The 20,637-nt window shown below is 70.8% G+C and carries 13 protein-coding genes; 7 read left to right on the top strand and 6 right to left on the bottom strand.

Features of this window, described 5'->3' with window-relative positions; translation table 11 throughout:
• Positions 1 to 2 precede the first annotated feature (2 nt).
• Complete coding sequence (locus EIY87_RS46620) at positions 3 to 857, top strand: TIGR03560 family F420-dependent LLM class oxidoreductase (protein ID WP_125316528.1); 855 nt, start codon at positions 3 to 5, stop codon at positions 855 to 857.
• Between the two features lie 241 nt (positions 858 to 1,098).
• Complete coding sequence (locus EIY87_RS46615; RefSeq protein WP_191984535.1) at positions 1,099 to 1,728, top strand: DUF4360 domain-containing protein; 630 nt, start codon at positions 1,099 to 1,101, stop codon at positions 1,726 to 1,728.
• A gap of 75 nt (positions 1,729 to 1,803) precedes the next feature.
• Here the strand turns inward: EIY87_RS46615 and EIY87_RS46610 are convergent, their stop codons facing one another.
• The 4 genes from EIY87_RS46610 to EIY87_RS46595 form a co-directional block, all read right to left on the bottom strand.
• A complete protein-coding gene (locus EIY87_RS46610) occupies positions 1,804 to 3,885 on the bottom strand; it encodes an FUSC family protein (RefSeq protein WP_125316527.1) in 2,082 nt (693 codons plus the stop codon).
• On the bottom strand, positions 3,882 to 7,004 hold the full coding sequence (locus EIY87_RS46605; protein ID WP_125316526.1) for a GH92 family glycosyl hydrolase: 3,123 nt from the start codon (positions 7,002 to 7,004) through the stop codon (positions 3,882 to 3,884). Before EIY87_RS46605 ends, EIY87_RS46610 begins: the two co-directional genes overlap by 4 nt.
• 35 nt (positions 7,005 to 7,039) lie before the next feature.
• Positions 7,040 to 7,573: a YciI family protein gene (locus EIY87_RS46600; RefSeq protein WP_125316525.1), complete on the bottom strand. Its 534-nt coding sequence runs from the start codon at positions 7,571 to 7,573 to the stop codon at positions 7,040 to 7,042.
• Between the two features lie 76 nt (positions 7,574 to 7,649).
• Entirely contained in the window at positions 7,650 to 11,972 is a 4,323-nt protein-coding gene (locus tag EIY87_RS46595) for a GH92 family glycosyl hydrolase (RefSeq protein WP_125316524.1), read from the bottom strand.
• 195 nt (positions 11,973 to 12,167) lie between these two features.
• Here EIY87_RS46595 and EIY87_RS46590 point away from each other — a divergent pair, with 195 nt between their 5' ends.
• Positions 12,168 to 12,800 (top strand): class I SAM-dependent methyltransferase, encoded by a 633-nt coding sequence (locus EIY87_RS46590; RefSeq protein ID WP_125316523.1) that lies wholly within the window; start codon positions 12,168 to 12,170, stop codon positions 12,798 to 12,800.
• A 141-nt stretch (positions 12,801 to 12,941) separates the two neighbouring features.
• Here the strand turns inward: EIY87_RS46590 and EIY87_RS46585 are convergent, their stop codons facing one another.
• The gene (locus EIY87_RS46585; protein ID WP_125316522.1) at positions 12,942 to 14,240 is read right to left on the bottom strand and encodes a M20/M25/M40 family metallo-hydrolase; all 1,299 of its coding nucleotides are present in this window, start codon (positions 14,238 to 14,240) and stop codon (positions 12,942 to 12,944) included.
• Entirely contained in the window at positions 14,233 to 15,060 is an 828-nt protein-coding gene (locus tag EIY87_RS46580) for a M55 family metallopeptidase (protein WP_125316521.1), read from the bottom strand. Before EIY87_RS46580 ends, EIY87_RS46585 begins: the two co-directional genes overlap by 8 nt.
• Before the next feature lie 169 nt (positions 15,061 to 15,229).
• On the opposite strand from EIY87_RS46580, the gene EIY87_RS46575 reads away from it, so the two are divergent.
• From EIY87_RS46575 to nikE, 4 genes are read left to right on the top strand one after another with little or no spacing between them, the layout of a single operon-like run.
• On the top strand, positions 15,230 to 17,062 hold the full coding sequence (locus EIY87_RS46575; RefSeq protein WP_125316520.1) for an ABC transporter substrate-binding protein: 1,833 nt from the start codon (positions 15,230 to 15,232) through the stop codon (positions 17,060 to 17,062).
• Positions 17,063 to 17,064: 2 nt separating this feature from the next.
• Complete coding sequence (locus tag EIY87_RS46570; protein WP_125316519.1) at positions 17,065 to 18,090, top strand: ABC transporter permease; 1,026 nt, start codon at positions 17,065 to 17,067, stop codon at positions 18,088 to 18,090.
• Positions 18,087 to 18,983, top strand: coding sequence for an ABC transporter permease (locus EIY87_RS46565; RefSeq protein ID WP_125316518.1), 897 nt, complete (start codon positions 18,087 to 18,089; stop codon positions 18,981 to 18,983). The genes EIY87_RS46570 and EIY87_RS46565 overlap by 4 nt, the downstream gene beginning before the upstream one ends.
• Entirely contained in the window at positions 18,980 to 20,629 is a 1,650-nt protein-coding gene (nikE, locus tag EIY87_RS46560; RefSeq protein WP_125316517.1) for a nickel ABC transporter ATP-binding protein NikE, read from the top strand. The genes EIY87_RS46565 and nikE overlap by 4 nt, the downstream gene beginning before the upstream one ends.
• The last annotated feature ends 8 nt before the right edge of the window (positions 20,630 to 20,637 follow it).

The raw sequence follows: 20,637 nt of genomic DNA, 5'->3' as shown, positions 1-20,637 counted from the left end.
CCGTGCGGCTGAGCATCGGGGTCACGGACTTCTCGTGGCCGGACAAGCTGACCGAAGAGCTGGTCGCCGTCGCGGTGGCCGCCGAGGACGCCGGGCTGGACACGCTGTGGGTACCCGATCACCTGCTGCAGGCCGATCCGAACAGCACGCCGGATTCGGCGATGCCGGAGGCGTACACGACGCTGGGGTTCCTCGCGGCCCGGACGCACCGGATCGGGCTGGGGACGATGGTGTCGGCGGTGACGTTCCGGCCGGCGTCGCTGCTGATCAAGGCGGTCACGACGCTGGACGTGCTCTCCGGCGGGCGGGCGCGGTTCGGGGTCGGTACCGGGCACCACGAGGGTGAGGCGCGGGCGATGGGCCTGCCCTTCCCGCCGGTGGCCGAGCGGTTCGAGGTGCTGGAGGAGACGCTCCGGCTGGCGCGGCGGATGTGGGACGGCGACTCCTCGCCGTTCGAGGGCGCACACCTGCGGCTGGACCGTCCGATCGGGAACCCGCGTCCGGTGCGGCGGCCGCGGGTGCTGATCGGCGGGGCGGGTGAGCGGAAGACGCTGCGGCTCGTGGCGCGGTACGCCGACGCGTGCAACGTGTTCGACATCCCGGACGGCGGTAAGACCGTGCGGCACAAGCTGGACGTCCTCGCGCGGCACTGCGAGGCGGTGGGCCGGCCGTACGGGGAGATCGAGAAGACGATCAGCACCCGGCTCGCGCCGGGGGAGTCGGCGGAGTCGTTCGCGGCGCGGTGCGCGGAGTTCGCCGCGTGGGGGATCGAGCACGCGGTGGTGATCACGACGGGTCCGTGGTCACCACCGGCGGTCGGGACGCTGGGGCGAGCCGGGGCGCTGCTGGCGGGGTGAAACGATCAAGCCCGGACGTCGCGTGGGTGATCACCCGCGGCGAGCGGCGGTCCGGGTGTGCGAAATCGTTTTCCCCGGTATTCTTTCGTTTCCGTGGAATGCGGGTTCGAAATTATCGGTATACCGCGTGGCGGGACGGCTACGGCGTGTTGCTCCGTTCAGGGGCGTTTGCTCCCATGATCCTTTCGCTACCATGGTCGGCGCCCCCGTACCCAATTCGAATGTATTGGGAAGGATTTCGATGCTGTCTGCGGTCGTTGCTGCCGTAATGGCGCTGTCCTCTGTGGTCTCCCCGCATTCGTGGAACACTCCTCCGCCGCCCGACAAAATCGTCATCGACGTCGTGAACGCGATCGGCACGGGTTGTCCGCCGAACACGTCGGCGGTGGCGGTTTCGCAGGACAACACGGCGTTCACGGTGACCTACAGCGCCTACACGGCCTTGGTCGGCGTCGGCGCGGGTCCGCTGGACGCCAGGAAGAACTGCCAGATCGGCCTGCGGGTGCACGTGCCACAGGGTTTCACCTACGGAATCGCGCAGGCCGACTACCGCGGATTCGCGCACCTGGAACGGGGAGCGACCGGTCTGGAAAGAGCGAACTACTATTTCCAGGGGAATTCCCCGACGGCGTACGTGCAGCACCCGCTGGCGGGGCCGTTCGAGGACGACTGGCATTTCACCGATTCGACGGAGGTCGGTGCGATCGTGTTCAAGCCGTGCGGTGAGGAACGCAACTTGAACATCAACACGGAATTGCGTGCGGCGGCCGGGACGTCGGATCCGAAGAAGACGACGAGCTACGTCACGATGGACTCGACCGACGGGAGCATCACCACGGTGTACCACTTCGCGTGGCTGGTCTGCCCCTGATCGGCTCCGGCTCCGGGTGAGGCGGAGAAGGTGGAGAGGGGCGGCGCGGCCAGGAAACCGCGCCGCCCCGGCCCGTTACTTCGCCGGGGCCCGGGGGTCGGTGGCTTGGAGGCCGAAGACGCGGCCGAGGGAGACCAGGGCTTCGTCGAGGTGGCTGAGGCTGGACAGGACGGCGCGGGTTTCGGCCTGCTCGACGCGGTCGGAGACCGGGGTGCCGTCGTCGCGCACGAGCGTGCCGGGTGTGGGGCCACCCGGCGCGTCGAGCGCTTTGCGGAGGACGTCGATGTTGGCCAGCAGCCGGCCGGTGAACTGGCGGAGCCGGTCGGTGTCGGCGCCGGTGAGCATGCCGGGCTGGGCGCGGGCGGCGACGTGGCGGGCGCGGAAGGCGATGGTTTCGAGGGTGGTCAGGACGTGCCAGCCGTAGTCGCGGCGGGCGCTGCGCAGGTTGACCGGGTGGGTCAGCGGTTCGATGGTGGTCCGGACGACCTCGACGGAGCGGTCGAGGTCGCGGGAGAGCTCGATGATGTTGACGTTCTCCTCGCCGGCGAGCAGGCCGCGGGTGTGCTCGAGGAACTCCTCGAGCTCGTCGAGCACTTCGGCGATGTCGTCGAGCATGACCGAGCGGGTGCGGACCGGGACGATGACGACGGCGGCGAGGATGCCCGCGGCCGCGCCGACGGCGGTTTCGGCGACGCGGATCCAGAGCACGGCGAGGCTGAACGTGCCGAGCAGGCTGTAGAGCAGGCCGAGCATGCTGGTGATGAAGAACGCCATCACCACCTGCGAGACGCGTGCGGTGTAGACCATGCCGAACACGCAGACCAGGATCAGCGCGAGGGTGGCGGGGGTGTTCCCGCCGACCAGCAGTGCGAGCACGACCCCGCCGACGATGCCGATGAGGGTGCCGCCGAGGCGGCGGACGCCCTTGACGAAGGTGGCGCCGGCGCTGGAGGCGCCGATGAACACGACGAAGACGGTGAGCACGGCCCAGTACCAGCGCTGGTGGGAGACCAGTTCGCCGCCGAGCACGGCGAGCCCGCCGCCGACGACGGCCTGGATGGCGCTGCGGGTGCGGTTGTCGTAGGCGAACCGGGGCTCCGGCTCGTCCTCGTCGTCCTCGGGCGGGTCCACAGTGGATTCGGGGACGGCGGCGCGCTGGGCCCGGTCGTCGGCCAGCGCCAGTTCGGCCAGTGCCTTGCGGACGCCGTCGCCGGGGGCGGCGTGTTCGTCGATGCGGCTGCCTTCGACGAGCATGCGGCTGTACTCGCCGGTCTGGCTGATCAGCGGGAGTTCGCGCGGGTCGCGTTCCATCAGGGCGCGGAACCGGGCGAGCCGGGCGATGAGGTCGTCGCGGACGTCCGGGCCGAGTTCGTCGGAACAGGTGCGCTGCACGGTGCTGGCCAGCCACTGGACGGCGAGTTCCACTTCGATGGCGCGGCGGCGGAGGCGGTCGGCGGCGCGGGCGTCGACGACGTCGGGGGCGGCGTCCTCGATGAGCAGGACGCATTCGTGGAGCCGGGCCAGCGAGGTGCGCAGCTGCTTGCGCGTGCGGTCGCTGCCGCCCACGGCCAGGTACGCCTCGGTGGCGCGGACGACGGCGGCGAGGCGGGCACGGAAGGCCCGGCGGACCCGCAGGAACTCGGCTTCGGCGTGGTGTCGCAGCAGCACGAACCGGACGACGGCGTTGGCGAGCACCCCGACCGCGAGGGCCAGCAGCAGCTGCGGCACCTGCTTGAGGTGGGCCTGCAGGAACATCGGGAAGAAGAACAGGAAGAACGCGATCGACCCGAGCGCGGTGCCGCGGGGGCCGAAGCGCTGGGCGTAGACGGCGACGAAGATCAGCAGCACGAACACGACGCTGTCCAGCGGCGGCAGGGCCGAGCCGAGGCTGGCGGTGGTGATCGACGCGGCCCCGGTGAGGAACGCGAGGACGAGCGTCACGCCCTGGGCGCCCGGGGTGGCGTCGTTGACCGTGAACGCGGTCATCATGGCGGCGATGGCGCCGACGAGCATCACGGTCAGCGGCAGGTGCGCGGGCAGCAGCGCGCCCACGGCCAGGACGATGCCGAGCACGGCGGAGCCGGCCAGCCGGAGCCGGACCAGGCCGGGGTCGGCCGCCGCGAGCCGGTCGAGGGCGGCGAGGCGGTACCGGTTCATCGGGCGAGCAGCTCCCACTGGGTCAGCGTCGTGCGGCGGCCGCGGGTGGCGGTGATCCGCAGCCGGTAGCGGGCGTGCGCGGCCGGGGTGGCGAGGGCGAACGGCCGGGTCTGGCGGCGCCACCGGAACAGCTCGCCGGAGCGTTCGTCGAGGGTGGTCCACTCGGTGCCGTCGTCGGAGCCTTCCAGCACCCACGCGCTGGGGTCGCCGCGGCGGGCGCCGGAGGTGAGCGTGTACATCGTGACCGGGCGGGGTTCGCCGGTGACGGTGAACTCGATCGACGGCGTGGCGCCGCGGAAGGTGACCTGGGTGCGGGTGGTGTCGTCGAACAGCGCGCCGACGTTCTTGGCTTCGGCGCTGGTCGCGGTGCCGGTGAGGTCGGTGATCGGGGCCGGGTGTTCGGCGGGCGGTGGCGGGGTGCCCCAGCCGGTGGGTTCGGTGGTGAGGTCGAAGACCAGCTCGGCGCCGCCGGCGAGGGTGGCGTGGGCGATCGAGGTGTCTTCGTGCGGTTCGCCGTTCACCGTGAGCCCGCGGACGTAGACGGTCTCGTCGGTGTTGCCGGGTGCGTGGACGACGAGCTTCTTGCCCTCGCCCAGGTGGACGGTCGCCTTTTCGAACAGGGGCGAGCCGATGGCGTAGCGGGGGCTGCCCATCTGCAGCGGGTAGAAGCCGAGCGCGCTGAAGACGTACCACGCGGACATCTCGCCGTTGTCCTCGTCGCCGGGGTAGCCCTGGCCGATCGCGCTGCCGAGGTAGAGCCGTCGCAGCACTTCCCGCACGGTGCGCTGGGTCTTCGCGGGCGCGCCGGCGAGGTTGTAGACGTAGGGGATGTGGTGCGAGGGCTGGTTGGAGTGCCCGTACTGGCCCATGCGGACGTCGCGGGCTTCGGTCATCTCGTGGATGAGGCCGCCGTACGCGCCGGGCCGCCGTCCGGTCTCGGGCGTGGCGAAGAAGGTGTCCAGCTTGGCTTCGAGGCCGGCGTTGCCGCCGTGGAGGGCGGCGAGGCCGGGGCCGTCGTGGGGTGCGGTGAAGGCGGTGTTCCAGGCGTTGGTTTCGACGAAGTCGCCGCCCCAGGCTGCCGGGTCGTAGCCGGCCGGGGCGAACTTGCGGCGGCCGTCGCGGTGGCGGCCCTGGAAGAACCCGATTTCGGGGTCGAAGTGGTGGACGTAGTGCTTCGCGCGTTCGCGGAAGTAGGCCGCGTAGTCGGCGTACCGGCGGGCCCGCTCCCCGTCACTTTCACGTGAAAGTGCGTCGGAGAGGTTGGCGAGGCCGAAGTCGTTGATGCAGCCTTCGAGCGCCCACGACAGTCCTTCATGGACCGACACCGGGGTCCAGCCCAGGAAGATCGACTCCTCGAGGCCCTTGCGGCCGACCGAGCGGTGCGGCGGGGTGACGGTGGCGTTCTTCAGCCCGGCGTCGTAGGCGGCCTCGACGTCGAAGTCGCGGACGCCCTTGAGGTAGGCGTCGGCGAACGCGACGTCGGAGCTGGTCCCGGTCATCAGGTCGGCGTAGCCGGGTGAGGACCAGCGGGAGATCCAGCCGCCTTCGCGGTACTGCTGCACGAACCCGTCGACCAGCCGCCCGCAGTGCTCCGGGGTGAGCAGCGCGTACGCCGGCCACGTCGTGCGGTAGGTGTCCCAGAAGCCGTTGTTGACGTACAGCTCGCCGTCGACGACCTTCGCGCCGGTGCGGCGGCGGGTGCTCGGCCAGTACCGGCGCACGACCGGGCTCGCGTGCCGGATCCCCTTCGGCGTGTTCTCGTGCGCGACGTTCGGGTACAGGAACAGCCGGTAGAGGTTGGAGTACAGCGTCGTGGCCTGGTCCTCGGTCGCGCCTTCGACTTCGACGCGGCCCAGCTGCTCCTGCCACAGCCGTCTGGCCTGCGCCTTCACCTGCTCGAACGTCGTCCCCTCGGGGATCTCCAGCTCGAGGTTGCGTTTCGCCTGGGCGAGGCTGATCAGCGACGTCGCGATCCGCAGCGTGACGTCGGGGCCGTCGAACTCGAAGTACCCCGACACGCGCCGCCACGGCGGCCGCCGGACCTTCGCGCCCCGGGTCGCCGGCGCGTCGGTCACGCCGTAGACGAACATCCGGCGCGCCCCGGCCGACAGCCGGCTGCGGACCCGGGTGTACCCGCTGATCACGCCGGTGTCGGCGTTGATCCGCAGCCGGCCGCGGTTGCGGACGTTGTCGAACAGCAGCCAGCCGTGCTTGTCGGGGAAGGTGCACCGGATGATCGCCGCGTGCGACGTCGGGGCCAGGTCGGCGGTCATGCCGTTGGCGAACCGGACGCCGTAGTGGTGCGGCGAGTCGGTCTCGTCGGCGTGGGAGAAGGCCAGCGCGCGCTTGCGGCGGTTCGGCTCGACCGGGCCGGTGCCGGGCATGAGGTGGAAGGTGTGGCGGTCGCCCATCCACGGGCTGGGCTGGTGGCTCAGCGCGATGGCCTGGAGCGCGGGACGGTTCTGCTCGTCGTTGTGCCGGTGGTAGGAGTAGATCCAGTTGGTGACGCCGGCGTCGGTGACCGGGGTCCAGAAGTTGAAGCCGTGCGGCACCGCGGTGGCCGGGAAATTGTTGCCGCGGGAGAAGTCGCCGCTGGAGTGCGTGCCCCGGGTGGTGCGGACGTAGTCGACCGGGTCCCGCGGCGGGTCGGCGCGCTCGGCGACGCGGACGTCGTCGAGCCATCCCGTGATGTCGCCGGGGGCGTCGGTGCGCAGCACGATCCGGGCGATCCGGCGTCCGGCGAACGCGCCCAGCGGGCGGCGCACCGGGTTCCACTGGTCCACCCAGAGGGTCTTGTCGTCGACCGGCTCGAACCCGGCGCTCGTCCCGTCGGCGAATTCGACGTCGAGGCTGACCCGGGTCGCGTGGTAGGCGGGGATGTCGCCGTCGGCGGCGGGGAAGACCACATAGGACAGCTCGGTGCGCCTGGTCACCGGGACGTCGAGCTCGAACAGGACCGCGCGCGGCCGGGCGCTGTAGCGCAGGGCGCGCGCCCCGGTGAAGCCGACGCCGGTCTTGGCCGTGGGGGAGCGGTCCGGCCCGCTGTCCACGGTCAGCGCGGGATCCGCGGGCTGCGGGTCACCGCTTTCGAAGGAGGAGAAGAACACGGCGTCGGGCATGGGGACACCGTATCCGCCGAACGGCCCAGCCGCGCTCAGCCGGGCCGCCCGCCGGGCCGCCAGGCGCGCACTTCGACGGTGGCGTACTCCCCGCCGGTGAGAACGGCCCGGGCGGCGTCCGGGTCCGGAGCCCGGACCAGCGCGGCCGTGCCGAGGGTGGTGCCGCCGTCGTCGGACAGCAGCGGCCCGAAGGCGATCAGGTCGTCCCGCTCCGCCGGGACGGGTTCCCCGGCGCCGAGGCCGAGCACGAGGTACCGGTTCCCGCCGCCGGGGCCACCGGGGAACTGCCACATGGTCCGCCCCAGCGCGTTGCGCCACCGGCGCAGCAGCACGTCCCGGTACGCCCCGGCCTGGTAGCCGGGCTCGTCGAACGCGAACGCTCGGGCCGCGGCAGGGTCCGGCAGGTCGAGGACGTGCACGCTCCCGGTCAGCACCTCACCGTCGAACGTCGGCCCCCGGGCGATCATCCGATCGGCGAACCGGTCCATGTAGGCCCAGTGCTCCTCGACCAGCCGCTCCCGCAGCGGCGTCGACCCCACCCGGTCCCGGTGAAAACAGAAGAACTCCACCCCACCCCCCGAACGCCGTGAAGGCCACCTCCAGGAACTCTACGTTCCTCAAGGTGGCCTTCACGGCTTTACCGGGCTAGATCGTCGCGCACTGACCCGCGGCCGGGCCGCGGACGGTGTTCGGCAGGTCGTAGTCCGTCGGGACCGGCGAGTTGGACGAGCACGCCAGCGGGCCGCCGACCGTGCTCGACGTCAGCACCGGGCCGTGGTTGGCGGTCAGCGCGACCGGGCCGGCGATGTCGGTCAGCTCGATCGACACCGTCCCGGTCGTCCCGGTGATCGCCACCGGGCCGCCCACCTTCGTGCGGTTCAGCACGACCTGGCCGGCGCCGGTCGCCGACAGCGGGCCATCGACCCGGCCGCCGCGGACGATCAGGGAGGCGCCGCCGGACACCGTCACCGGGCCGGAGACCGTCGCGTCCTGCAGGCACACCGTGCCCGAAGTCACCGACAGCGGCCCCGACGTACCCGTCACGGTGCGGGTGCACGCCGCGTCCGGCTTGCCCAGCAGCTCGAACTCGGCCAGCTGCGCCGGGGCGCCGGTGCTGGTCGCGGTCACTTCGAGCTTGTAGTAGGCGTAGTGCGCCGGGTTGGCGACCTTGAACGCGCGGGTCTGCTGCCGCCAGCTGAACGACTGGTCGGCCTGCTGGTCGGCCACCGCCCACGTCTTGCCGTCGTAGGAGCCCTTCAGCGTCCAGCTCTTCGGGTCACCCGCACCGGTCTGGGACGTCAGCGTGTAGTTCGTGACGGCCTCGTCGGTGCTGTTGAGCTGGTACTGCACGGCGCCGGTGACCGCGGCCTGGGTGCGCGAGGTGTTGTCCACCAGCGCCTTCGCGTCCGAGCCGTCCGAAGTGGACAGCGTGCCCCTGCCGGGGCCGGTCTCGTCGTGCAGCGGCGCCGGGACGGCGTCACCCTGGGTGATCGACTTCGGCGCGTCGTTCGGGCCGGTGCCCCACGACGACGGGTTCGGGCCCATGTCGAAGTCGATGACCCCGCCGCGAGCGATCACGTCCTGCGGCAGCGACGTCGAGGAGTACGCCTTGCCGTTGACCTTCACACCCTGGACGTAGACGTTCTTCGCGCTGTTCTTCGGCGCGTTGATCACCAGGTCCTTGCCGCCGGCCAGGTGGATCGTCGCCTTCTTGAACAGCGGCGACCCGATCGCGTAGTTCGGGCTGCCCATCTGCAGCGGGTAGAAGCCCAGCGCGGAGAAGGTCCACCACGCCGACTGCTCGCCGTTGTCCTCGTCACCCGCGTAGCCCTGGCCGATCTCGCTGCCGGTGTAGAGCCGCGAGAGCGCCTCGCGGACCTTCTCCTGCGTCTTCGACGGCTGGCCCGCGTAGTCGTACATGTAGAGCGTGTGGTGCGAGGCCTGGTTCGAGTGACCCAGCTGGCCCATCCGGACGTCGCGGGCCTCCCGCATCTCGTGGATCACGCCACCGTAGGAACCCGGGAAGTTGGCGGTCTCCTGGTCGGCGAAGAACGCGTCCAGCTTCTTCGCCAGGCCCGCCTTGCCGCCGTAGAGGTTCGCCAGGCCCTGACCGTCCTGCGGCACGGAGAACGCCATGCCCCAGCCGTCGGTCTCGGTGTAGTCGATGCCCCACACCCGCGGGTCGTAGTCCTGCGGCGACCGGCTGAACTTGCCCTGCGCGTCCCGGCCCTGGAAGAACCCGACACTCGGGTCGAACAGGTTCACGTACTGCTGCGCGCGGCTGGTGAAGTACTCGTAGTTCGACAGGTACTCCTGCTTGCGCGGGTCGTTCGCCGGGGCTTCGTCGTAGAGCTTCTTCGACAGGTTCGCGATGCCGAAGTCGTTGACGTAGCCCTCGATCGACCACGAGAACCCGTGGTCGGCGGTGTTGGGCGCGTAACCGAGGAACATGCCCTCGTCGACGCCCTTGCGGCCGACCGCGTTGTTCGGCGGGGTCACCGTCGCGTCCTTCAGCGCCGCGTCGTAGAACGACTTGACGTCGAAGTTGCGCACGCCCTTGAGGTAGGCGTCGGCGAAGGCCACGTCGGCGCTGGTGCCGGTCATCAGGTCCGCGTAGCCCGGGGACGACCAGCGGGAGATCCAGCCGCCGTCGCGGTACTGCTGCACGAACCCGTCGACCATCTTCCCGGCCATGTCCGGGGTGAGCAGCGAGTACGCCGGCCACGTCGTGCGGTAGGTGTCCCAGAACCCGTTGTTGACGTAGGTCTGGCCGTCGACGATCTTCGCGCCGGTCTGCGTCGGGGTGTCCGCCCCGGCCTTCGGCGAGACGAAGCTCGCGTACTTGTACACCGGCTTCTCGGTCGTGCCGGTGTTCTCGAACGCCGAGTTCGGGTACAGGAACAGCCGGTAGAGGTTCGAGTAGAGCGTCGTGAGCTGGTCCTTCGACGCGCCCTCGACCTCGATCACCTTCAGCTGGTCGTCCCAGGCGCGCTGCGCGGCGTCGCGGACGGAGTCGAAGGTGGCGTTCGGGGCGATCTCCTGGGCCAGGTTCTTCTTCGCCTGGTCCACGCTGATCAGCGACGTCGCGATCCGCATGGTCACCGTCTTGTCGGCGCCGGCGGCGAACCGCAGGTAGCCGGCGACGTTGTCGTGGCCCTGCCCGGTGAGCTTCGCACCCGAGGTGACCGGCTTGTCGAAGGTGGCGTAGACGAACATCCGGCCCGCACCGGCCGACAGGCCGCTCTTGACGTCGGTGAAGCCCGACAGCGTGCCGCCCGCGGTGTCGAGCGTCAGCCCGCCCTGGTTCTTGTAGTTGTCGAAGATCAGGCTCGAGTCGCTGCCCGGGAAGGAGAACCGGAACACCGCCGCGTGGTCGGTCGGGGCGATCTCGGTCTTGATCCCGTTCTCGAACTGCACGCCGTAGTAGTGCGCGCGGGCGACCTCGTTGTCGTGCTTGAACGCCAGCGCGCGTGCCTCGTGATCGGCGTCCGGGACGCCGGCGGCGGCGGACGGCATCACCTGGAAGGTCTGCCGGTCGCCCATCCACGGGCTCGGCTCGTGGCTGACGCTGAACGCCTGCAGCTCCGGCAGGTTCTGCTCGTTGTTCTGGCTGTGGTAGTTGTACATCCACCGCACGTCGTCGTTGTCGGCGTTCGCGTCGGTCACCGGGGTCCAGAAGTTGAACCCGTGCGGCACCGCCGTGGCGGGGAAGTTGTTGCCGCGGGAGAACGAGCCGTTGGCCATCGTGCCGCGCGTGGTCAGCACGTTGTCGCTCGGGCGGGTGCTGGCCGGCGGGGTCGGCGTCGCCGAGATCTTGACGTCGTCGAGCCAGCCCTGCAGCGAGCCGGGGCCGTCGGGGTTGTCGTAGCCGACCAGGATGCGGTCGATCGTCTTGCCCTTGGCGACCGTGCCGATCGCCGAGCGCACCAGGTTCCACTGGTTGGTGTAGAGGACCTTGCTCTTGCCCTGGCCCTCGGGGGTCAGCGGGAAGCCGTACTGGTCGGTGGCGCCGAGGTCGCGCAGGCGGGTGCCGTCGGTGAACACGAGGTCGATCGCGACGTTGGTGCTCTGGTACTTCAGGTCACCGGTGATGAACTGCGGCTGCACCTTGTAGGACAGCTCGGTCGAGGGCACGACCGGGACGTCGACGTCGAAGACCTTGTTGTAGGACCAGCCGTGGGCCTGGGTCTGGCTGCCGGAGTAGCGGAACGCCTTGAGCCCGGTGAAGCCGACGCGGTTCTTGTTCGTGTAGCCGCTGGTCGGGCCGGAGTCGGTGAAGCTGCGCATGTTCGGCAGCGGCGGCGGGGCCGGGTCGTCGTTGGCCAGCAGCAGCTCCGAGAGCTGCAGGATCGGCCCGCCGTTGTTGCGGGTGATGTTCAGCCGGAAGAACTTGTACGCCGCGGTCGGCGCCGCGAGCCGGTAGTCCTTCTGCTGGAAGCGGGCGGTGAACGCCTGGTCGGCCTGCTTGTCGACGTCGGTCCAGGTGAGGGCGTCGTTCGAGCCCTGCAGCGTCCAGTCCTTGGGGTCGCGGTTGTCGAAGTCGTTGGCCGAGGACAGCGCGTAGTGCGTGATCGACGTCGGCTCCGACAGCGTGATCTGGGCCCACGCGGTGGGGTCCCAGGACAGCCACTTCGTGTCGGTGGTGCCGTCGACGAGGTTCGACACGACTTCGCCGCCGCTGGTGTTTTCGCTGCTGGCGCTGGTCTCGGTGACCTTGCCGCGGATGTCGCCGGGGATCGCGGTGCCGTTCGCGCCGTTGATCCCGGACGCGCGCGGCTTGCCGTCGGCGTCGGTGTCCACGGTGTCGGTCCAGGTCGGCTGGACGTCACCGGCCTCGAAGGAGGAGGAGAAGTCGGCGGGCAGAACTTCGTCGGCGGCCGACGAAGCCGCGGGGACGGCGACCAGGCCGGCGGCGACCACGGCGGCGGTCACCAGGAAAGCGACCGGTGGTCTGGCGCTTCGGGGCATCATTGCTCCCAGTGCTGGAGGGCGGGTTCATCAGGCGCCGCGCAGGCGGGGACCGGCGGCGCCCAGGAAGACAAACGCGCGGGTGACATCGATGTCAAGACCGGCCGACAAACCTGACCAGAAGTGGACAACCCGGCAGGCAAGGCCTCGGTAAACCACTCCCGGCGGACCGGCGTGATCGGTAGGGTCACGGCCATGACCGACCCCGCCGACCGGGTGCTCTCCCGGGCGTCCCTCGCCGAAGGCAATCCGACCGGCTGGTTCGACCAGCTCTACACCGCCGCCGAACGCGGCGAAGCGGTCGTCCCCTGGACCCGCGGCACCCCCAACGCCGACCTCGCCGAGTGGATCCAGCCCGGCGAGGGCCGCCGCGCGCTCGTCGTCGGCAGCGCCCTCGGCGACGACTCCGAACTGCTGGCCGCGCACGGCTGGGCGGTGACCGGCTTCGACGTCGCCCCGACCGCGATCAAGGCCGCACAGGCGCGTTTCCCGGACTCCGCGGTGGACTACGTCGTCGCCGACCTGCTGCACCCGCCGGGGGAGTGGAAGCAGGCGTTCGACCTGGTCGTGGAGATCATGAACATCCAGGCGATGCCCCGCGACTACCGCCCGGCGGCCCTGACGTCGCTGGCCGGCTTCCTCGCCCCGGGCGGCACGCTGCTGGTGTGCGAGGTCGCCGAGGAGAACATGGACATGACCACCTGGGTCTCCCCGCCGTGGCCGTTCAGCCGCGCCGAGGTCGAATCGGCCGCCCAGGACGGCGTCCACCTGATCGGCCTGGAGACCATCCGCGACGGCGCCCGCTACTGGGCGGAGTTCACGCGCTAACCACGCACCGAAGGCCACATTGGTTGCGTCCGACGCACCCAAGGGGCCCTTCGTTGCGTCAGACGCACCGAAGGCCACCTTGGGGCGCATTGCCCGGCGCTCGACCGGACCGCGCCGGGCATCCGGGGACCGGCCCGGAGTTCACGCGGTAGCCAGGAACCGGGACAGCACGCGGGTCCCGAAGTGCAGGCCCTCCACCGGGACCCGCTCGTCCACCCCGTGCGCCATCGCCCGGTACGGGAAGCCCTTCGGCAGCCACAGCGGCGCGAACCCGTAGTTGTCGATCCCCAGCTGCGCGAACGCCTTCGCGTCCGTCCCGCCGCCCAGGCAATACGGCACCACCACGGCCTCGGGGTCCTCCGCGCGCAGCGCCTCGGCCATCGCGGTGAACCACGGCGAGTCCACCGGTGCCTGCACCGGCGGCTGGTGCGCGACGAACTCCCGCGTCACCCCTTCGCCGAGCAGCTCGTCCAGCGCCGCGAACAACGACTCCTCGGTGCCCGGCAGCACCCGGACGTCGACCTGCGCGGTCGCCGTCGAGGGGATCACGTTCACCTTGTAGCCCGCGTCGAGCATCGTCGGGGTCGTGCTGTTGCGGACCGTCGGCACCACCAGCGAACCCGCCGGGCCCAGCGCGGCCACGGCCGCGTCCACACCGTCCGAAGAGGACAGGTCCACCGGCACGCCCAGCGCCGCGCCGGTCCGCTCCAGGAACGCCCGCACCGCCGGGGTCAGCGACACCGGCCACTCGTGGGCCGCGATCCGGTGCAGCGCACCCACCAGCCGGGTGACGGCGTTCTCGGTGTTCGGGCGCGAGCCGTGGCCCGCGCGGCCGCGGGCGGTCAGGCGCAGGTGGGCGGTGCCGCGCTCGGCCGTGCCCACCGGGTACAGGTGCACGTCGCGGCCGTCGGCGGCCGGCACGTGGTAGGTGTAGCCGCCGGACTCGCTGATCGCCGCCACGCAGCCCTCGAACAGCTCCGGGTGCTCGGCGACCAGCCAGTGCGCGCCCCACTCGCCGCGGTCCTCCTCGTCGGCGACGAACGCCAGCACCAGCTCGCGCCGCGGCCGGACGCCGCCGGCCAGCGCGGCGAGCACCATCGCCACGAAGTCCTTCATGTCGGTCGCGCCGCGGCCCCACAGGTACCCGTCGCGCACCTCGCCGGCGAACGGGTGCACCGACCAGTCCGCCGCGTCCGCCGGCACGACGTCGAGGTGCCCCTGCACCAGCAGCGCCGGCAGCGTGGGGTCCGTGCCCGGCACGCGGGCGATCACGCTGGCCCGCCCGGGTGCGGCTTCGAGGATGCGCGACGGGATCCCGAGGCCGTCGAGGAACGCGGCGACGTACTCGGCGGCGGGCCGCTCGGGCTCGGCGTCGTTGCCGCCGCGGTTGGTCGTGTCGAACCGGATCAGGTCCGCGCACAGCTCGACGACGTCAGCCATAGATGCCCTGCACCGCCCCCGCCGCGATCGCCGTGACGACCTTGAACGCCTTCATCGCCTCGGTCATGTTCGGCGCGTCGAACCCGACCCGCCGCGTGCCGATCTGCTCCACCGTCGGGATCACCGCGGTCGCCTGCGCCAGGTGGCTCGCGTCGAACTCCACCTCGATCCGGTGCGCCCGGACCCGCCGCTCCTCCCGGCCCGCCCGCGCCATCGCGTCGGCCGCCGCGCCGGTCAGCAGCTCCGCCGTGCGCGCCGGCGGCAGGCAGATGGCCGCGTACCGGCTCACGCACTCCTTCACCTGGACCAGCTCCGCCTCCGGAGCGTAGTCACGGGCGTCTTCACACGTTTCGTCGTCACCCGAAACGAGCAGGACAGGCACGCCGTACTCGGCCGCCACGGCCGCGTTCAGCCTGCCCTCGCTCGCCGGGACGTCGTCCAGCCACACCCCGGTGATCTGGTTCTCCAGGTAGGTGTGCGACAGCACCCCGTCGAACCCGGCACCGGCGTGGTAGCCCAGGAACACGACACCGTCCACACCGGAATCGATGCCCTGCATCATCGACAGCGGCTTGTGCCGCCCGGTGAGCATCCGCGCCCGCGGGTCGAGGTCCTCCAGCAGCAGGTTCCGCTGCGACGAATGCGCCTCGTTGACCAGCACGTCGCCGGCCCCGGCGTCGAACAGCCCGGCCAGCACGGCGTTGACGTCACCGGTGAACAGCCGCCGGAAGCGGTCCCACTGCGGCGAACCGGGCACGACGTCGTCGGTCCACGTGACGCCGGTGGCGCCCTCCATGTCCGCCGAGATCATGATGCGCATGACCGGCACTCTAACCAGACCGCGCCCGCCCCGGACGCGGAATCCCCGATCACGCAGCGTGACGCGAATCGATCGATAACGATCGGACACCTGCCGAGGCGGCAACATATTGCGCGGTTGTCCCGGTATGTGGTTACTTCTCGTCCTTGGGGAGGCTCACAAGCGAACGATGGGGTGGTTTTTGGTGCAGTTCCAACGCAGACTCGGGCGGTTCGCCCGCGTGGGCGCGGTCGCCGCGGCCGCGACACTGGCGGCGATCCCGCTCGCCGTACCGGCCCAGGCGCAACAGGGCAAAGTGCTGCGGGTCGCGCTGACCACCGGCATCGACCACCTGAACCCGTTCACCGCCGTGCTCGCCGCGTCGACGCAGATCGGCCGGTTCACCTTCGAGTTCCTCACCATCCCGAACGCCGAGAAGGCCGAGGCCTCGCCCGCGCTCGCGGAGTCCTGGACGCCGTCGCCGGACAAGCTGACCTGGACGTTCAAGATCCGCACCGGCGTCAAGTGGAGCGACGGGAAGCCGGTGACCGCCAAGGACGCGGCGTTCACCTTCAACCGCATGCTCACCGACGAGAACGCGCGCACCGCCAACGGCAACTACGTGGCCAACTTCGAGACGGTCACCGCGCCCGACGACACCACCCTCGTCATCAAGACCAAGACCGTGCAGGTCAACATGAACCTGCTCGACGTCCCGATCGTGCCGCAGCACATCTGGGAGCAGGTCACCGACCTCAAGGACCCCAAGACCGACGAGCTGGCCATCGCCGGCGTCTCCGACGGCCCGTACCAGGTCACCGAGTTCAAGCCGAACGAGTACGTCAAGTTCAAGGCCAACAAGGACTACTGGCGCGGCGCCCCGAAGGTCGACGAACTGCAGCTGCTGCAGTTCAAGGACACCGAAGCCGCCGTCAACGCGCTCAAGCAGGGCGAAGTCGACGTCATCAACCGGCTCAACCCCAACCAGTTCGCCGCGCTGCAGGGCCAGCAGGGCATCACCACCAACGCCGCGCCCGGCCGCCGCTACGACGAGCTGGCGATGAACTTCGGCGTCCAGGACAACGCGAACAACCCCATCGGTGACGGCAACCCGGTGCTCAAGGACATCAACGTCCGCAAGGCGATCACCCAGGCCGTCGACACCCAGGCGATCGTGGACAAGGTGCTCAAGGGCCTCGGCCAGGTCGGCGGCGGCGTCGTGCCCGCCGTCTACAGCGCCTACCACTGGGACCCCAGCGACAGCGAGAAGGTCAAGTTCGACCTCGCCGCCGCGAACGCCACCCTCGAGCAGGCCGGCTACAAGAAGGGCCCCGACGGCGTCCGTACCGCCCCCGGCGGCGCGAAGCTGGAACTGCGCCTGACCGGCCACTCCAACCGCAGCTACGACCAGGGCGTCGCCCAGTACGTCAGCGGCTGGCTCAAGGACATCGGCATCTCCGTCAAGCAGGACCTGGTCTCCGACGACGAGCTGTCCGACCGCACCGCCACCGGCAAGTACGACCTCGCCATCGGTGGCTACGGCACCAACCCCGACCCGGACTACGCGCTCTCGCTGCACACCTGCGCGGCGCGGCCCAGCGCCGACGCCAAGGGCGGCAGCACCGACACGTTCTTCTGCGACGCCCAGTACGACGACCTCTACAAGAAGCAGCTGACCGAGACCGACGACGCGAAGCGCGCCGAGTACGTCAAGCAGGCCCAGGCCCGCCTCTACAGCCAGTACCCGACGATCGTCCTGGACTACCAGAACGCGCTCGAGGCCTACCGCTCCGACAAGTTCTCCGGCTTCACCACCCAGCCGCAGCCCAAGGGCGCGATCCTCGAGCAGACCGGCTACTGGGGCGTCTACGGCGCCACCCCGGCCGGCACCGAGAACGCCGCGGACTCCGGCAGCGGCAACACCGTGCTGTGGATCGTCATCGGCGCGGTCGTCGTGGTGGTCCTCGTCGGCGGCGGCATCGCGCTCAGCCGCCGGAACAAGACCTCGGAAGACCGCGAGTAAGCATGACCGCCCCCGAACAAGCCGCGGTGCTCGTCGACCCCGACGAGCACCGCGGCGGGACCGGCACCGCCCGGTTCGTCCTCCGGAAGGTCCTCGAGGCGGTCATCAGCGTCGTGCTGGTGGTCGTCCTGTTCTTCTTCCTCTTCCGCATGCTGCCCGGCGACCCCGTCGCCGCGATGACCCGCGACCGCGTCACCAGTCCCCAGCAGATCGCCGAACTGCGCGAGAAGATGGGCGTCGACAAGCCCGTCTTCGTCCAGTTCGGCCAGTACTTCTGGAACCTGCTGCACGGGGACCTCGGCGAGTCCCGGCTGCTCAACAACGGCCGCCCGGTCGCCGACATGATCGGCGAACGGCTCTGGCCGACCATCCTGCTCGTCGGCAGCGCCACCGTCCTGGCCGTCATCATCGGCCTGTGGCTGGGCATCCGCGCCGCCTGGCGCCGCGACAGCTTCTTCGACCGCGCCCAGACCGGGATCGCGCTGACCCTCTGGTCGGTCCCGCAGTTCTGGCTCGGCCTCATGCTGCTGGTGGTCACCAACGGCCTGTTCCCCAGCCGCGGCATGCACTCCCCGGACGCCGCGCCCGACGTGCTGTCCCAGACCCTCGACGTCCTGCACCACCTGGTGCTGCCGTGCCTGACGCTGCTGGCGGTGTTCTACGCCCAGTACATGCTGATCATGCGGTCGTCGCTGCTGGGGGAGATGAACGCCGACTACCTCACCACCGCCCGCGCCAAGGGCCTGCGCGACGACCTCGTCCGTCGCCGCCACGCCGTCCCCAACGCCTTGCTGCCGACCACCACGCTGGTGTTCATGCAGTTCGGCCAGGTCGTCGCCGGCGCGGTCACCGTCGAAGCGGTGTTCAGCTGGCCCGGGCTCGGGCAGCTGACCTACGACGCCCTGCACGGGCCCGACCTGCCGGTGCTGCAGGGCGTGTTCACCGTGCTGGCGAGCGCCGTGGTGCTGATGAACCTGCTCGCGGAGCTGCTCTACCGCGTGCTCGACCCGAGGGTGCGTACCTCATGACCACCGCAGAGACGCCCCGCCAGATCGCCTGGCACCGCCGGCGCGCGTCGATCGCCCGGACCTGGCGGGAGTTCGCCGGGCAGCGCGCCGCGCTCGTCGGGCTGGTCCTGCTCGGCGCCACCGTCGTCGTCGCGCTGCTGCTGCCGCTGATCAGCGACCAGAGCGGCCTCGACGTCACCAAGGCCACCGGCGAGCCGCTGTCCCCGCCGAACGGCGACTTCTGGCTCGGCACCGACAACTTCGGCCGCTCGGTGCTGCTGATGACGATCTGGGGCACCCGGATCTCCCTGCTCGTCGGGTTCTCCGCCGCGCTGCTGTCGGTCGTCATCGGCACCCTGATCGGGATCACCGCCGCGCACTTCGGCGGCTGGGTGTCGGCGACGCTGCTGCGGTTCACCGACTTCTTCCTGGTCCTGCCGTCCCTGATCCTCGCCATCGCGCTCTCGGCCGTGCTGCCCAAGGGCGTCGGCACGATCATCGTCGCCATCGGCCTCACCGCGTGGCCGAGCACCGCCCGGCTGGTCCGGGCACAGACGTTGACCATCGAAAGCCGCCCGTACATCGAACGCGCCCACGCCCTCGGCGGCGGGCACCTGCACGTCATCGGCAAGCACGTCCTGCCCGGCGTGATGCCGCTGGTGCTGGCCAACACGACGCTGGTGGTCGGCAACGCCGTCATCGCCGACGCCACCCTGTCGTTCCTCGGCGTCGGCGACCCCAACTCCGTCACCTGGGGCCTGGTGCTCGAAAGCGCGCTCAACAACGGCGCCATCAGCCGCGGCGCCTGGTGGAACGTGCTCCCGCCGGGCATCGCGATCGTCCTCGTCGTCCTCTTCTTCACCCTGGTCGGCCGGGGCCTGGAGACCGTGCTCAACCCGAGGTTGAAGAAGTGACCACCCCGCTGCTGCAGCTCAAGGACCTCACCGTCACCTACGCCGTGGGCGACCAGGAGGTGCCCGCCGTCCGCGGCGTCGACCTCACCCTCGACCCCGGCGGCACCCTCGGCGTCGCGGGCGAGTCCGGCTCGGGAAAGTCCACCGTCGCGATGAGCGTGCTGCGCCTGCTGCCGCGCACGGCGAAGATCACCGGCGAGATCGCCCTCGACGGCGAGGACGTCACCGCCATGAAGTGGGGCCGCCTGCGCGCGGTCCGCTGGGCCGAGGCGTCGGTGGTGTTCCAGGGCGCCATGCACGCGCTCAACCCGGTCCGCAAGATCGGCGAGCAGATCGCCGAGCCGATCCGGCTGCACCCGCCCTCCGGCAAGCCGCTGTCCGACACCGAGGTCGACGCCCGCGTCGCCGAGCTGCTCACCCAGGTCGACCTGCCGCCGGGCCGCGCCGGCGCCTACCCCCACGAGCTGTCCGGCGGGCAGAAGCAGCGCGTCATGATCGCGATGGCGCTGGCCTGCTCGCCCCGGCTGATCATCGCCGACGAACCGACCACGGCGCTCGACGTCATCGTCCAGGCGCAGGTCCTCGCGCTGCTGTCGCGGCTGGTCGCCGAGCAGGACATCGGCCTGATCATGATCAGCCACGACCTGTCCGTCCTCGCCGCGACCTGCCAGCGGATCGCCGTGATGTACGACGGGCAGATCGTCGAGGAAGGCCCCAGCGCCGAGGTGATGGGCTCCCCCCAGCACGAGCACACCCGCGCGCTCGCGGCAGCGTTCCCGACCGTCGGTGATCCGGTGTCCCGCTTCGCCCCGGCGACCAGCAACCCGCTCCCACCCGAACCCGCGGAACGGACGGCGGGGGAGCCGCTGCTGGCCGCGGAGAACCTGCGCGTGTCCTTCCGCGACCGCACGGGCAAGCGGATCGACGCCGTCGCCGGGGTCGACCTGACGGTGTCGCGCGACGAGATCGTCGCACTGGTCGGCCAGTCCGGCTCGGGCAAGACGACCTTGGCCCGGACGCTGCTCGGCCTGCAGAAACCCGACTCCGGCGTGGTCCGCTACGCCGGCGAGCCGGTGCCTTCGGGCGGGGCCGGGCTCAAGGCGTACCGGCGGCAGGTCCAGCTGGTGCTGCAGGACCCGACCAGCGCGCTGAACCCGGCCCACACGGTGTACGAGGCCGTCGCGGAGGGCCCGCGGATCCACAAGCTTGCCGACGAGCGCGCGGTCGTCCACCGGGCGCTGGAGGCCGCGGAGCTGCGACCGGCGGAGAAGTACGCCGACCGCCTCCCGCACCAGCTCTCCGGCGGCCAGCGCCAGCGCGTCGTCATCGCGGGGGCCCTGGCGCTGGAGCCGTCGGTGGTGGTGGCCGACGAACCGGTCGCGTCCCTGGACGCGTCGGTGCGCGGCGAGATCCTCGGGCTGCTGCTGCGGCTGCGGCGCGAACTCGGCCTGGCGGCGCTGGTGATCACCCACGACCTGGGCCTGGCCTGGAACATCGCCGACCGCGTCGCCGTGATGTACCGCGGCGAGCTGGTGGAAACCGGGACGGTGGAACAGGTCCTGCTCGACCCGAAGCACGAGTACACGAAGTCGTTGCTGGCCGCGCTGCCCGGGGGCACGGCCCAGCGGCGCACCGTCGAAACCTGACGAGCCCG

This window comes from Amycolatopsis eburnea, assembly GCF_003937945.1.
Taxonomy (GTDB): domain Bacteria; phylum Actinomycetota; class Actinomycetes; order Mycobacteriales; family Pseudonocardiaceae; genus Amycolatopsis; species Amycolatopsis eburnea.
This window is presented reverse-complemented; position numbering and strand designations above follow the sequence as displayed.

Coding starts and splice junctions, on each gene's coding strand:
- EIY87_RS46615 (WP_191984535.1), top strand. CDS start 1,099: ATGCTGTCTGCGGTCGTTGCTGCCGTAATGGCGCTGTCCTCTGTGGTC.
- EIY87_RS46610 (WP_125316527.1), bottom strand. CDS start 3,885: ATGAACCGGTACCGCCTCGCCGCCCTCGACCGGCTCGCGGCGGCCGAC.
- EIY87_RS46605 (WP_125316526.1), bottom strand. CDS start 7,004: ATGCCCGACGCCGTGTTCTTCTCCTCCTTCGAAAGCGGTGACCCGCAG.
- EIY87_RS46595 (WP_125316524.1), bottom strand. CDS start 11,972: ATGCCCCGAAGCGCCAGACCACCGGTCGCTTTCCTGGTGACCGCCGCC.
- EIY87_RS46590 (WP_125316523.1), top strand. CDS start 12,168: ATGACCGACCCCGCCGACCGGGTGCTCTCCCGGGCGTCCCTCGCCGAA.
- EIY87_RS46585 (WP_125316522.1), bottom strand. CDS start 14,240: ATGGCTGACGTCGTCGAGCTGTGCGCGGACCTGATCCGGTTCGACACG.
- EIY87_RS46580 (WP_125316521.1), bottom strand. CDS start 15,060: ATGCGCATCATGATCTCGGCGGACATGGAGGGCGCCACCGGCGTCACG.
- EIY87_RS46575 (WP_125316520.1), top strand. CDS start 15,230: ATGGGGTGGTTTTTGGTGCAGTTCCAACGCAGACTCGGGCGGTTCGCC.
- EIY87_RS46570 (WP_125316519.1), top strand. CDS start 17,065: ATGACCGCCCCCGAACAAGCCGCGGTGCTCGTCGACCCCGACGAGCAC.
- EIY87_RS46565 (WP_125316518.1), top strand. CDS start 18,087: ATGACCACCGCAGAGACGCCCCGCCAGATCGCCTGGCACCGCCGGCGC.